Below are 12,976 nucleotides of genomic sequence, written 5' to 3'. Positions count from 1 at the left end.
GACTATTAGCAGTAAAAAAAGCGCAAAAAAAAGCCTGATGGAAAATCAGGCTTAAAAAGGGAACACACATAAAAACTATATATTCAGAGGGGCAGTTAAGGCATAAGTTCAACTTTTGGTTATTTATTTTTGATAAGTGCTACTTGATTACTGTCAAAACGTTTTAAGTTCAAGAACAGAATTAAGATGTGTAACTGTAAGTACCAAATGGCTTCACAGAGTGAGGAGTAGAATGAGGGTCGTGTTTTCACCGATAACCGTTGTGGTCGACTAGGACTCGCGGTCTCATTTCTGACATTCGTATCCATACAATCAAATTTAGTGTGAAAATGCAGTGGTCCACGAACAATAAAATTACTTTTTGAAATTAATTGGGGTCGTAACAAAATTCATCCATAGTAAAGCCATTCAAAACTCTTAGTCTGCAAAGGCGAGCCTCTTGTTGCTCGCCTCAACTCGAAACTCGCAAAACTTCCGGTTCAAGAGCATTGCCTTCGAGAGTTGTGTATGCATATTCTTTTATTAACGTCAGTAATAAATTTAGGATGATCGTCCTCAAATTCCTCTTACAAATACCCACTTAAATCCTGATTTGGGTGGATCACACTCTGTGAATTACCCTCAAACACTACCCCATCTAATTCACCTTTTAAAACCAACGACTCCCCTTGCAACAGCAAGGCACACCCTTCACGAATTCCAATCACAGGCATCTTAGGATTTAAAATACAAAACTCCTCGATGCGTTGCGCGCGTGTTTCGCCATTGTGCCCGGGGGGTTGATAGTCAGTGTAGTGGGGATTGAGCTGAAAAGGTACAAAGTTGAGTGCGTCAAAACTAGGTGGTTGAATTATCGGCATATCGTTGGTGGTGCGGATACTATTACCGCATATATTTGAGCCTGCGCTCCATCCAACATAGGGTGTGCCTTTGTTGACTTGGTTTTTTACGGTGCCGAGTAAATCTTGACGATACAGTTCGTTAAGCAGGTTGAAGGTGTTGCCACCGCCTACTAATATGGCTTGAGCATGTTCTAATGCTTGATGGGCGTTCGAGCATTCATGAATGCCGAATACTTGAAAGTCGGGCAGGGCGTGTTGTACTTTTGTTGTGTAGTCGTCCCAGCTGACTGATACGCCAGCAAAAGGTATAAATAGTAGTTCTTTGATATTGGATAAATGTTGATTAAGCATGGGGATTGCATGCTGTAGGTAATCTTCATTGGCCACTTTAGAGCTGCTAAGCATCAGTATATTCATTTCAAATTAATCCGTTTTAGCACTAGACGCACAATTATAGACAGCTAGAATACTTTGCATAGGGAAAATATTAGGAAATAAAATGGCAACCAACACACCTTCAGTACTTTTTGTTTGTTTGGGTAATATTTGCCGGTCACCCAGTGCTGAAGCTGTTTTTAAAACAAAAGCAGCTGATATCGGTTTGGTTATTGAAATCGACTCCGCTGGTACGGCTGGTTATCACAAAGGAGCTGCGCCTGACAAACGTTCTCAAGCCGTGGGTATGGAAAGAGGTTATAGTTTTAAAGGTTTGAAGTGTCGAAAAGTGGTACAGCAAGACTTTGAAAAGTTTGATTATATTTTGGGTATGGATAACCAAAATATCGCAAGCTTATTAGAAGCCTGCCCAGAAGAACTTCAACATAAGGTGACATTACTTTTAAGTTTTAGTGATGCTGAAGAGCGAGAGGTGCCCGACCCTTATTACGGTGGCAAAGGAGGTTTTGAATATGTTTTAGATCTGATTGAACAAGGGGCTGATGGCTTTATTAAGCATCTAAAATCCAGTACGTCATAAGTTATCAATTTATATTTCAAGAATAAGTGCGTTTGTGATTGATGTTTACGCTCATACCCTCTAAATTCTCGTCCCAGTTTGTCGGTTCATTTTTTAATCGGCTACCTTACATCAATCTAACAAGGAAAAATCGTGAGTCATTGGCAACCAGACAGTTGGCGCTCAAAGCCCATTTTGCAACAACCTACTTATGAAGATAAACAACACCTTAAACAGGTTGAAGATACTCTTGGCGGTTATCCTCCTTTGGTTTTTGCAGCTGAAACACGTGCTCTATATAAACAGTTAGGTGATGTAGCAGAAGGAAAAGGTTTCTTGTTGCAGGGCGGTGATTGCGCTGAATCTTTTGATGAATTTAACGCTCCAAAAATTCGCGACACTTTTAAAGTCATTTTGCAAATGGCCATCGTACTGACTTATGCGGGTCGATGCCCGGTAATCAAAGTGGCTCGTATGGCTGGGCAGTATGCTAAGCCGCGTTCGGGTGATTTTGAAACAATTGATGGTGTGTCTTTACCAAGTTATCGTGGCGATATTATTAACAGCTTTGAATTTACTGAAGCTTCACGTAGGCCTGATCCTCAAAGAATGATTGAAGCCTATCATCGTGGTGCGTCTACTTTAAATTTATTGCGTGCTTTTGCTCAAGGTGGATTAGCTGATTTGCATGAAGTGAATCGCTGGAATATGGCTTTCGTAGAAAATAACCCTTTAAAAGATCGTTATCATGACTTAGCTACGCGTATTCAAGACTCATTAGAGTTTATGAAAGTCATGGGTATCAATTCTACAAATACGCCTACTTTGCATGAAACTAGTTTGTATACCTCCCATGAGGCTTTGTTGCTTAACTATGAGCAAGCTTTGACCCGAGTCGATACGTTGACGGGTAATTGGTACAACTGTTCGGCACATATGTTGTGGATTGGTGAACGAACTCGTCAACTCGATCATGCACATTTAGAGTTTTTCCGCGGCATTCATAATCCTATTGGTGTAAAAGTAGGGCCAACTATGCAGGAAGATGAATTAATTCAGCTAATTGATGCACTCAACCCCAATAATGATGCGGGCCGACTGACGTTGATCACCCGTATGGGCGCAGACAAGCTTGAACACAACCTGCCTAAACTTTTACGCCGAGTTAAACAAGAAGGACGTAAAGTGGTGTGGAGCTCTGATCCCATGCATGGCAACACATTTAAAGCTTCAAGCGGTTATAAAACACGTAACTTCGACGCTATTCTGCGTGAAATTCAACAGTTTTTTGCTGCACATAAATCTGAAGGCACTCATGCTGGTGGTATTCACTTAGAGATGACCGGACAACATGTGACTGAGTGCACAGGTGGCGCTTATAAAATCAGTGATGACGACTTGGCTTTAGCCTATAAAACTCAATGTGACCCACGATTAAATGCTGATCAAGTATTAGAGATGGCGTTTCTTGTGGCTGACCATTTGCGTGACGCATAAAAAGAATAAAAACTTGCCGTTTTGTGATGTGTTTAATTGCAAAGCGGTTGTTTTAAATGGTATAAATGATAATCGTTTTCATTTGTATTAGTCAGCCAGGTAGTTATATGACCCTCTGGGAAATTAGAAATAAACAGTCTGTATTAATTGATAGCCTCGATCCTAATCTGATGCCTGCAGTATTTGATCGCCTGAATGAAATGGGTTTCGCTGCTGGTCAATCCATTCTGTGTCTGCGTCGCAGCCCTTTAAAAGGACCTCTGGTGTTGCAGGTTGGTGATTGTGTTTATTCTTTAGAGCAAAGTATTGCTAACCACATCAATATTAGTGCGGCTTAATAATAATCTTTGAAGTGCCCAGCTTAAGTGTATTTTGCATATTCTAATTCAGACTGTTTGTTGCTCTTAAATCCAAACTACGTTGCATATTTGTTTCTGCTCAAAGGTATCCAATGAAAAGTATTATCTTAGTTGGTAAACCCAATTCTGGTAAAAGCCTGCTGTTTAATCAATTAACCGGTATGCGCCAAAAAGTAGCTAATTTTCCAGGCGTTACCGTTGAATTGAAAAGTGGCAAATTTGACGAGTATCAGTTAGTAGACTTTCCCGGTACCTACTCATTAAAAAGCTTGTCAAGAGATGAAGAGCTTGCCATCGAAAAGTTGCATGAGGCGATGCACAGTGATGATACGTCGTTAATAGTATGTAATTTGGATGCTACACGTTTAGAACGCAGTTTAGTGTTTGGTCTTCAGGTGAGAGACTTAGCCTTTGAACATAAAAAAGGTGTGGTTTTCGCGTTAAATATGATTGACGAGGTGCAACGTTTTAGTCACCACATTGATACAGATAAGTTATCTCAGGATTTAGGTTGTGCGGTTTTTGCCCTTTCCGCTAAAACTCTAATCGGTTTACATGAGTTCAAGTTAGGCCTTATTGATGCGGCTAAACATCCTCAGGATTTTGTGCCTAAAATAACGAATGATGCACACACCCCATTACTAGAGATAAGCCGAGAGTTGTCTCGTCGTTACGGTATTAAAGCCGATGTGGTCCTTAAGCAGCAAAACATAATAGATAACTTTTTGTTAAACAGTTTTTTTGGTGGTTTTATTTTCTTAGCCATCATGTTTTTGTTATTTCAAAGTATTTTCACTTGGGCCAGTCCATTAATGGACGGGGTTGAAACCATCATGACGGAGTTGGCGATGGTAAGCAGCCAAGTTATTCCGTCAGGGGTGTTAAACGATTTTGTCACTGATGCAATGTTTGGTGGTGTGGGTTCGTTTTTAGTTTTTGTGCCGCAAATTATGGTGCTTACTTTGATTATTGGATTACTCGAAGATAGTGGTTATTTAGCCAGAGCAGCATTAATTTGTCATAAACCTTTGAGTTACTTTGGTTTGTCTGGTAGAAGTTTTATCCCCTATTTGTCAGGGCATGCCTGTGCTATTCCCGCGATTATGGCCGCGCGAACCATAGAATCACCGCGCAAGCGGCTTATTACCATGATGACTATTCCTTTGATGTCATGTTCGGCTCGTTTACCAGTGTATGCTTTGTTAATTGCGGTGTTAATCCCCGACACTCAATATTTAGGTGGGCTAATTAACTTGCAGGGCATTACCTTCTTCATTCTGTATTTTATTGGTATCGCAACAGCATTATTGGTCAGTACATTATTAACTAAACTGACAGATTTAGATAAGGATAAAGCAGAGATGCCATTTATATTAGAGTTGCCGACCTATCGCTTACCCCACTGGAAACCACTTATCCATCGAGTTTTAACCAGTGCTAAGCAATTTATCCGACGGGCTGCACCGATTATTTTTATGGTCTCTGTGGTAATATGGGTTTTAGGCTATTTTCCACAAAATGGTAATTTACAGTCATCTTATTTGGCATCGATAGGGCAATGGATTGAGCCTGTTTTTGAACCCCTAGGTTTAGATTGGCGTTACGGTGTGGCTATATTAGTGTCATTTTTAGCCCGAGAGGTATTTGTTGGCGCACTGGGTACTTTATTTGGTATTCAAGGAGCGGATGAAGATATAGCTGGGTTAGCTGCTAATATTCAGCAAGACGGCCTTGCTCTTGGGGCTGGTATTGGTTTGATGTTATTTTATGTAGTGGCACTGCAATGTGTCGCTACGGTTGCCACCATTAAAGGTGAAACAGGCAGTGGAAAAATAGCCTGGGGCTTATTTGTGAGTTACGGATTACTGGCCTATCTTATCGCATGGATTGCGGCTAGTGTTATTTAGGTTATTGTAATAAATCAGATTCAATTTTGAAAAACTCATCGGTTGCATTCACCAAGGATGTGGCCGTAAGTTGAGGTACACCATAGACTTGCGTTTTACAGCCATATTTTTGACTCACCCTTTTGAGCAATAAATCAAAATCTCCGTCACCCGATAATAAAACAATCGTATCAGCACTTTCGGCCGCTTCTAACACGTCTATGGCAATGCCTACATCCCAATCACCTTTGGCTGAACCATCGCTACGTTGGATATAAGGTTTTAATTTTATATCAAAACCAATATGTTTGAGTGCGCTTTGAAATTTTTGCTGTTGTTCATCCCCTTTATCAATAGCATAGGCATTGGCCATGATAATGTCGCCTTGATGCTGTATATGTTGCCAGAATCGACGATAGTTAAATTGGCGAGAGTACGCTTGGCGAGTCGTGTAGTAGATGTTTTGAACATCAACGAATATGGCGATTTTTTCCAAAGTAAATCTCTTACTATTAATAAATTAGTCTGATGATAACATCTTAATAGTAAAAGTATTTGTCACTAGTAGACCATTTAGTCTAATTAACAGTTGACTAATTAATCAAAGGTAAGTATGTTGATATTCGGTTTGTTGAACCTCTCTCAAAACAAACCTCCAATGTTATGTCTTTCCTTGATCCAGTCAGCCGACATTAAAAACGTAATCTTTAAGTGCGCCTCTACAGGCAATGACTTAATGAATTATAATAACAAGCTGAATTATCGTACGACGAATTAATGGGTATTAAACATCGTAGCAAACAAAATTTGCAGATGTCTCATCGAACAAAAACTTAAGGTTTTAGTAGTATCGTCAAAACTGTAATGAGCTTATTTTTAGTTTTAACTATTAATTGCTTCAATATTTGAAGTACAAAATAGTCATATTTAATGAGTTTTATTATGTCTTATACATATAACGGAACACAGATTTCGGTAATGTGCCCAGTGCACAACATCTCTGTGAATAAATACAAAGTGGCGTTTGCCGACAAGTGTGGCCAGAAAATTGGCACCTTTGCTAACACCACTGAAGCAAAACAATTTGTCTCTTGGTTACTAAATATTAAGTAACAACTAGACAGCTACGAGTTATCAACTTGTAGTAACAGATGAAAAAAACCGGAGAAATCCGGTTTTTTTAGTTCTACCATTTGTAAACTTCGAGTGACTAGCTCAAAATAAAATAAAAGCCAATCAACTGCATTGCCTTCAACAAATAGCCCGTTTAAATTTACTCCAAACTTATCTTGCCAATAACAAGCTCGTAGCACGCTGTGACCGGCTACACAGCTTGCAACTCCTGTAGTTCTTTAATTAGATTGCTCACCACGCTTGTCATCAATTGACTCTTTTCCAATAGGCGAAGCGATACAGCACTGGCAGCACAAACAAAGTAAGCATTGTTGACGATATAATACCGCCAATCACAACGGTTGCTAAAGGTCGCTGTACTTCAGCGCCTGTTCCAACGTTTATCGCCATGGGTACAAATCCTAAACTGGCTACAAGCGCAGTCATCAATACTGGCCTAAGTCGAGTAAGCGAACCTTCAACGATAGAATTAACTAATTCACCTGTTTCTAATAACCGTTGCTTGATAAATGACAACATCACCAAACCATTGAGAACAGCAATGCCTGAAAGGGCTATAAATCCTACACCAGCTGAAATAGACAGGGGTAAATCTCTCATCCAAAGCGCAAGAATACCGCCCGTTAAGGCAAGTGGCACCCCAGTAAATATAATCAAGGCATCTTTGATTGAGCCAAAGGCAATCACCAATAAAGTCAAAATAATAAATAACGTGGCGGGTACCACAATTGAGAGCCGTTGACTGGCACTTTGTAACTGCTCAAAAGTGCCTCCATAATCTAACCAATAACCTACAGGCAAGTCTACTTGTTGTGCTATTTTGAGCTTGGCTTCCTGCACAAAAGAGCCTAAGTCCCGCTGCCGTAAATTGGCTGTTACTACAACTCGTCGCTTGCCGTTTTCTCGACTGATCTGGCTGGGTACGGAGGATAAATTTAATTCTGCTACTTCTGCCAGAGGTACGTATTCACCGTTGGCTGTCACGATTGGAATGTCTCCAAATGCATCGAGATTAGAACGCATATCCTCACTAAATCTGACAGTTAAGCTAAACCTTCTATCACCTTCGAAAATTAATCCAGCCTGATTGCCACCAATCGCTGAATGAAGCCATGTTTGCAGGTCTGTCACGTCTAGCCCGTATCGCGCCAACATGACAGGTTTAGGATTAATAGTTAATATTGGTACATTGTCGACTTGTTCAAGGCGAGCATCAGCCACGCCTTCAATCGTTTCAAGTACCGCCAGTATTTCAGACGCAGACAACACTAAGGTATCTAAATCATCACCAAATAATTTGATACCCAAATCTGCACGTACACCGCTTATTAATTCATTAAATCGCATTTGTATGGGTTGCGTGAATTCGTAATTATTGCCTGGTAATACGCTTAAATCCTTTTCAAGCATTGCGACAAAGTCTTGTTTAGACAGGCTCGGATCTGCCCACAACTCTTTGGGCTTTAGCATCACAAAGGTGTCAGTCACATTGGGAGGCATAGGGTCGGTTGCTACTTCAGCGGTGCCTGTTTTAGCAAACACAGTCTGTACTTGCTGGTATTCCATGATTTTTGTTTCAAGCAGTTTCTGCATATCAATGGCTTGGTCGATGCCCGTCCCTGGAATACGCATTGCGTGCAGTGCAATATCGCCTTCATCAAGTTGTGGAATAAACTCAGAGCCTAAGCGGGACGCTAGCCAGATGCTGATAATAACCAATACACTTGCTGTCACAACAACTAACCAACGAAACTTCAATGCTCCTAACAATAAGGGGCGATATACATATTTGGCGCCTACAATAATGGGGCTTTCTTTTTCACTGATTTTTCCGCTCAAAAACATCGCTACTGCCGCTGGTACAATGGTAATCGAAAATAGCATTGCGGCCAGTAAAGCGATGATGACCGTTGCAGCCATTGGGTGAAACATTTTGCCTTCTACGCCCGACAACGAAAAAAGAGGGATGTATACCACTGTGATGATAAGCACACCAAATAAGCTGGGCCTGATGACTTCATTAGTTGCCTCATAGACCAATTCTAACCTGTCTTTGAGAAGCATTATCACGCCGCTACGCTTTTGTTGCTCGGATAGTCGCCTGATACAGTTTTCGACAATGATCACTGCGCCGTCCACAATTAATCCAAAGTCCAATGCGCCTAAACTCATGAGGTTTGCCGATACACCAGTTTGTACCATGCCCGTTATCGTCGCCAACATCGTCAGCGGAATAACTGCAGCGGTGATCAATGCTGCTCGAACGTTGCCCAAAAGAATAAATAAGATAACCACTACTAACAACGCCCCTTCTACCAGGTTTTTCTGTACGGTATTGATGGCTTTATCCACTAACGTGGTTCTATCGTAGACAGGCTGAATGATTACGCCATCGGGCAAACTTGTTTGAATGTCGGCCACTTTTTGAGCCACCGCTATTGAGACCGCGCGAGAATTTTCCCCAACTAACATCATCGCTGTCCCTAATACTGTCTCAATGCCCTCACGAGTGGCAGCACCTGTGCGAAGCTCCTTGCCTATGACTACCTTGCCAATATCGTTTACCGTGACCGGTACCGAGTCAATGAGCTTAACAACCACATTTCCAATGTCTTCAACCGTCTTGAGCTGAGCTTGGGAACGAATTAATATTTGCTGCCCATTACGCTCTACAAATCCTGCTCCTTGATTGGCATTATTTCGGGCAAGCGCGGTTAATAAGTCCTGCATACTGAGGTTAAAGTTGAGCATTTTTTGTGGCGAAGGATTCACATGATATTGTTTGGTATATCCGCCAATGGCGTTTACTTCTGTGACACCTTTGACTAAAACAAGTTGGGGCTTCACAACCCAGTCATGTAGTTCTCGTAATGCCATAGCATCAAATAGTTGCCCGTTAGTTTGGCGTGCATCATCTGTTGCACTCAAAGTGTACATGTAGATTTCACCTAAGCCCGTAGCAATTGGCCCCATCTCAGGTTCAAGTCCTAGGGGAAGTTGGCTTTTTATTAAAGCTAGGCGGGCGCTGATTAAGTTTCTGGCGAAGTAAATGTCAGTGCCTTCATGAAACACTGCCGTGACCTGAGATAAGCCATAGCGAGATAATGAACGGGTGTAAGAGAGTTCAGGTAGACCTGCTAACGCCGTTTCCACCACGAATGTGATCCGCTGTTCAGTTTCAAGTGGCGAGTAACCTGGTGCTTGAGTGTTGATTTGTACTTGCACGTTGGTGATGTCAGGAACGGCATCAATAGGGAGTTGTTGATAACTCCATACACCTAGTCCGCTGATAAAGAGTATCAGTAGTAGCATGATGCCGCGTCTATCAATCGATAGACGAAGTATAGATTCAATCATGCTTGACTCCAAATTTGAGTGAAAGGCCTAGCATCGGAATAGACATTGCGTGATTAGTGATCATGACTTGCCTCCGACTTTTCTAAATCTGCCTTTATCAGGTAGCTGTTTTGACTAACAATCAACTCGCCATTTTCTAAGCCTTGCAACACCTCAATATTTGTATCGTCGGCTAGCCCAAGGCTAATTCGGCGAGCATGATACTGATTTCCTTTTTTTACAAACACCACTGGTTGTCCTTCAAACTTCTGGATCGCAGACTTAGGAATAAGCAGAGAGGTATCTGTGGTAGCTGTTCTAACCCGCGCTTTAGTTAAGGCGCCAACTGGCCAGTTGCCATCAGTATTATTTAGTTTCACAAACGCTAAGGTGTAAGGTTTGCCTTCAGATGAAGGAACAGTATGACTGATAGATGATTCTTGAACAAAATCAGCATTACTTAGCCAAACTTTTTGCCCAGCTTTTATGGCCGCACGTTGGTTAGGAAATATTTTTAACTGCGCCCACACATCATCATAATTTGCGATTGAAAATAAGATTTGGCCATTAGATAGCTCACCTGCATTCGCATGTCTACCGATGATCGTTCCAGCAAACGGTGAGCTGACTTGGTAACGTTTAAGACTTTCATTTGACTCTACCATCGCCAAGGTATCCCCACGCTTGACCTTATCACCGAGATTAACTGTGACATCTGAGACTACACCGTCAAATCTGGCGCGAATATGACTGAGCGATGCGGGATCGGTAATCACATCGCCAAAAATAGTTGCCATTATATGCAATTGCCCAGCAGACACCGCGACGGTTTCTATACCAGATGCGCTAGCCATATTATCTGTTATCACCGCAACTTCTGCAGCGTGATTGTCTTCGCCAGCAACAGTTAAACATGGAAGCGATAGCAATATTATTACGTATATGAGCGTCCGTTTTTTTGTCCGACATTGTGTGTTTGTACTAAATATTTTCATAATTAATGCTCTTTAAAAATATGGGAGGTATCACCTGGGAGCGAAACTATAGATATACCTGTCAGTGCTTCGATATCTGCACCGCGCTGATGAGCTTGTTTTGCTGATTGAATCAGAGCGTGTTGCGCATCCAGTAATTCTTGTCGGGTGGATACCCATTCTAGATAACTGAACCGTCCGTCTGAGTAGGCTTTTTCAACCAGTGTTAAGGCCTCTTTAAGTGGTGGGATAATGTCTTTTTGGAACGTAGACACTTCAAGTAATGCCCGGTTTCGGGCGTCCAGCGCTTGATTAACCTGATGGTATAGATTGCGAAGACTGGCTTGTTTTTGTTGCTCAATGGTATCGAGCCTTGCTCTTTGTGCTTCATAATCACCTAGGTTTCGACTATTACTGAGAAGAGGGACGCTTGCGCCAGCAACAAACGTGGTTGCATCAATAGCCTTTATTCTGCGGATGCCGGCGGTCCAGCTAACATCAGGTCGGTTAGCCGTCTGTGCCAATCTCATCTGCGCGTTTTGCACACGGGACTGCTGTGCAAACAACTGAATATGAGGGCTGGCTGAAAGCGTTGAAATAAGCGTTTGGAATGATGGCGACTTGGTTAATGAAAAAATATTCCCTTGCACGTGACCAAATGCAGGCTGCTGCTCACCCCACATAATAGACAAACTTTTAATACTGGTTTGCAACTGTAATTTCGCTGTTTGTACATTAAGTCTAGCTTTAGCCAAGGCTGCTTCAGCGCGCTTTTGTTCTAGTAATGGTGACGCCCCAGCTTCTACCCTGCGAATAACCGCTTGATAGGTATAACGAGCAAGTTGTTCCGCTTCGTTCACCGCATTGACTGTCTCTTGTCCCGCTAACACATCGATATATCGACGCATGACCTCGGCAAGAATATCCAGGGAACGCACTTGTTTCTCGACAACTAACTTTTGGCGTTTAACGTTGCTAATATTTGTTCGTGCATGGAGTTTTTCACCCATTTCAATAACGGATGATAAGGTGATCGTAAGTTCCACGTCATTGATACCTGACACATCACCGCTGCCAAGAAAGTTTTCTGCTTCGACACCCACAGCATAACCCGGCCTTAGTGCTGCGGTTTTAGCTTCACCTGCAATCACTTGCTGCCTAAAATTAAATTCATGTAATTGGGGGTTATTGATAAGTGTGCGTTTTATGGCACTTTCTAGTGTCATTGGAAAAGCCCTATTAACGTCATTTAACGCTGCAGAAGCGTTGCCGCTGATACACATTACCAGCGTACTTATATACCATGCTCGCAGGCACAGAAGCTTCTTAAAAAAAGAAAGGTTCATTGATTGTCCTAATAAAATCAAATATGACTGTGCATCTCAAAAAGTAATTGAGACCTAAGTTTTAATCAGAAAAAAGGACTAGGCTTTGGGTGGGCGTAACAACTGGTTGATAGGGGCATTAATCAGCGCGCGTAAATAGGAAAATTGATGTAACTGTTGCACTAGGTCAGTGCTACGAAAAGCTTGTTGACCCACCCACTGCAGGTGAGTGCCATTGCAATGTCCACAGTGATGACAGTCGGCTGGATTGTGATGATTGGCAGGGGGCGCTTGAGCGTCATCAAGTTTTTTGATTGGTTTATTGGATGGGCCGTGTTCCACTCTGGCGGCATTATGGTCATCCGAGTGCTGATGTATCTGCTGCAGATGTGCTGGGTCAGTCGCATGAAAGTCTAACGAATTGGCAATAGCCGAAAAGGACTGAAATAGTATCAGTACAATCGTGAAGTAGCTTACCAAACGTCTGTTTTTCATTTTACCTTAATAATTATAATGTGTGCGCTAATAAACTTAAGCTGCGAAGGTTATCAGACAAAGAGCAATCAAAATAGTTTGATTAAGCTTTCCAGTCGTCATAGAGAAGGGAGTAGCAAGTGCCACTCCCAAATCAATACTATGTCTTATAACTTCACTACTCGAAGCCGGTG

General features: G+C 41.9%; 11 protein-coding genes. 5 read left to right on the top strand and 6 right to left on the bottom strand.

Annotation, left to right across the window (positions count from 1 at the left end):
- Positions 1-566 precede the first annotated feature (566 nt).
- A complete protein-coding gene (gene pepE, locus C427_RS13460) occupies positions 567-1,259 on the bottom strand; it encodes a dipeptidase PepE (RefSeq protein ID WP_007641546.1) in 693 nt (230 codons plus the stop codon).
- A gap of 82 nt (positions 1,260-1,341) precedes the next feature.
- Here pepE and C427_RS13455 point away from each other — a divergent pair, with 82 nt between their 5' ends.
- The 4 genes from C427_RS13455 (at position 1,342) to feoB (ending at position 5,560) form a co-directional block, all read left to right on the top strand.
- On the top strand, positions 1,342-1,818 hold the full coding sequence (locus C427_RS13455; protein WP_007641547.1) for a low molecular weight protein-tyrosine-phosphatase: 477 nt from the start codon (positions 1,342-1,344) through the stop codon (positions 1,816-1,818).
- A 132-nt stretch (positions 1,819-1,950) separates the two neighbouring features.
- Positions 1,951-3,294 (top strand): class II 3-deoxy-7-phosphoheptulonate synthase, encoded by a 1,344-nt coding sequence (locus C427_RS13450; RefSeq protein WP_007641550.1) that lies wholly within the window; start codon positions 1,951-1,953, stop codon positions 3,292-3,294.
- Positions 3,295-3,401: 107 nt separating this feature from the next.
- Complete coding sequence (locus C427_RS13445; RefSeq protein WP_007641552.1) at positions 3,402-3,632, top strand: FeoA family protein; 231 nt, start codon at positions 3,402-3,404, stop codon at positions 3,630-3,632.
- A 113-nt stretch (positions 3,633-3,745) separates the two neighbouring features.
- Positions 3,746-5,560, top strand: coding sequence for a ferrous iron transporter B (gene feoB, locus C427_RS13440; RefSeq protein WP_007641554.1), 1,815 nt, complete (start codon positions 3,746-3,748; stop codon positions 5,558-5,560).
- Position 5,561: 1 nt separating this feature from the next.
- Here feoB and C427_RS13435 read toward each other — a convergent pair whose 3' ends face one another.
- Entirely contained in the window at positions 5,562-6,035 is a 474-nt protein-coding gene (locus tag C427_RS13435; RefSeq protein WP_034900039.1) for an NYN domain-containing protein, read from the bottom strand.
- 446 nt (positions 6,036-6,481) lie between these two features.
- On the opposite strand from C427_RS13435, the gene C427_RS26420 reads away from it, so the two are divergent.
- Positions 6,482-6,652, top strand: a complete 171-nt coding sequence (locus tag C427_RS26420; RefSeq protein WP_153810674.1) for a hypothetical protein — start codon at positions 6,482-6,484, stop codon at positions 6,650-6,652.
- Between the two features lie 267 nt (positions 6,653-6,919).
- Here C427_RS26420 and C427_RS13420 read toward each other — a convergent pair whose 3' ends face one another.
- The 4 genes from C427_RS13420 to C427_RS13405 all read right to left on the bottom strand — a co-directional run bounded on the left by C427_RS13420 (position 6,920) and on the right by C427_RS13405 (position 12,803).
- A complete protein-coding gene (locus C427_RS13420; RefSeq protein ID WP_007641560.1) occupies positions 6,920-10,030 on the bottom strand; it encodes an efflux RND transporter permease subunit in 3,111 nt (1,036 codons plus the stop codon).
- A 53-nt stretch (positions 10,031-10,083) separates the two neighbouring features.
- On the bottom strand, positions 10,084-10,938 hold the full coding sequence (locus C427_RS13415) for an efflux RND transporter periplasmic adaptor subunit (RefSeq protein ID WP_007641561.1): 855 nt from the start codon (positions 10,936-10,938) through the stop codon (positions 10,084-10,086).
- 68 nt (positions 10,939-11,006) lie between these two features.
- A complete protein-coding gene (locus tag C427_RS13410) occupies positions 11,007-12,266 on the bottom strand; it encodes a TolC family protein (protein ID WP_007641563.1) in 1,260 nt (419 codons plus the stop codon).
- Positions 12,267-12,407: 141 nt separating this feature from the next.
- A complete protein-coding gene (locus C427_RS13405; protein WP_007641565.1) occupies positions 12,408-12,803 on the bottom strand; it encodes a hypothetical protein in 396 nt (131 codons plus the stop codon).
- Between the last annotated feature and the right edge of the window lie 173 nt (positions 12,804-12,976).

It is taken from the genome of Paraglaciecola psychrophila 170, from assembly GCF_000347635.1.
GTDB lineage: Bacteria > Pseudomonadota > Gammaproteobacteria > Enterobacterales > Alteromonadaceae > Paraglaciecola > Paraglaciecola psychrophila.
Note: the sequence above shows the minus strand (reverse complement) of the source record. Positions and strands in the feature narration are given on the sequence as shown.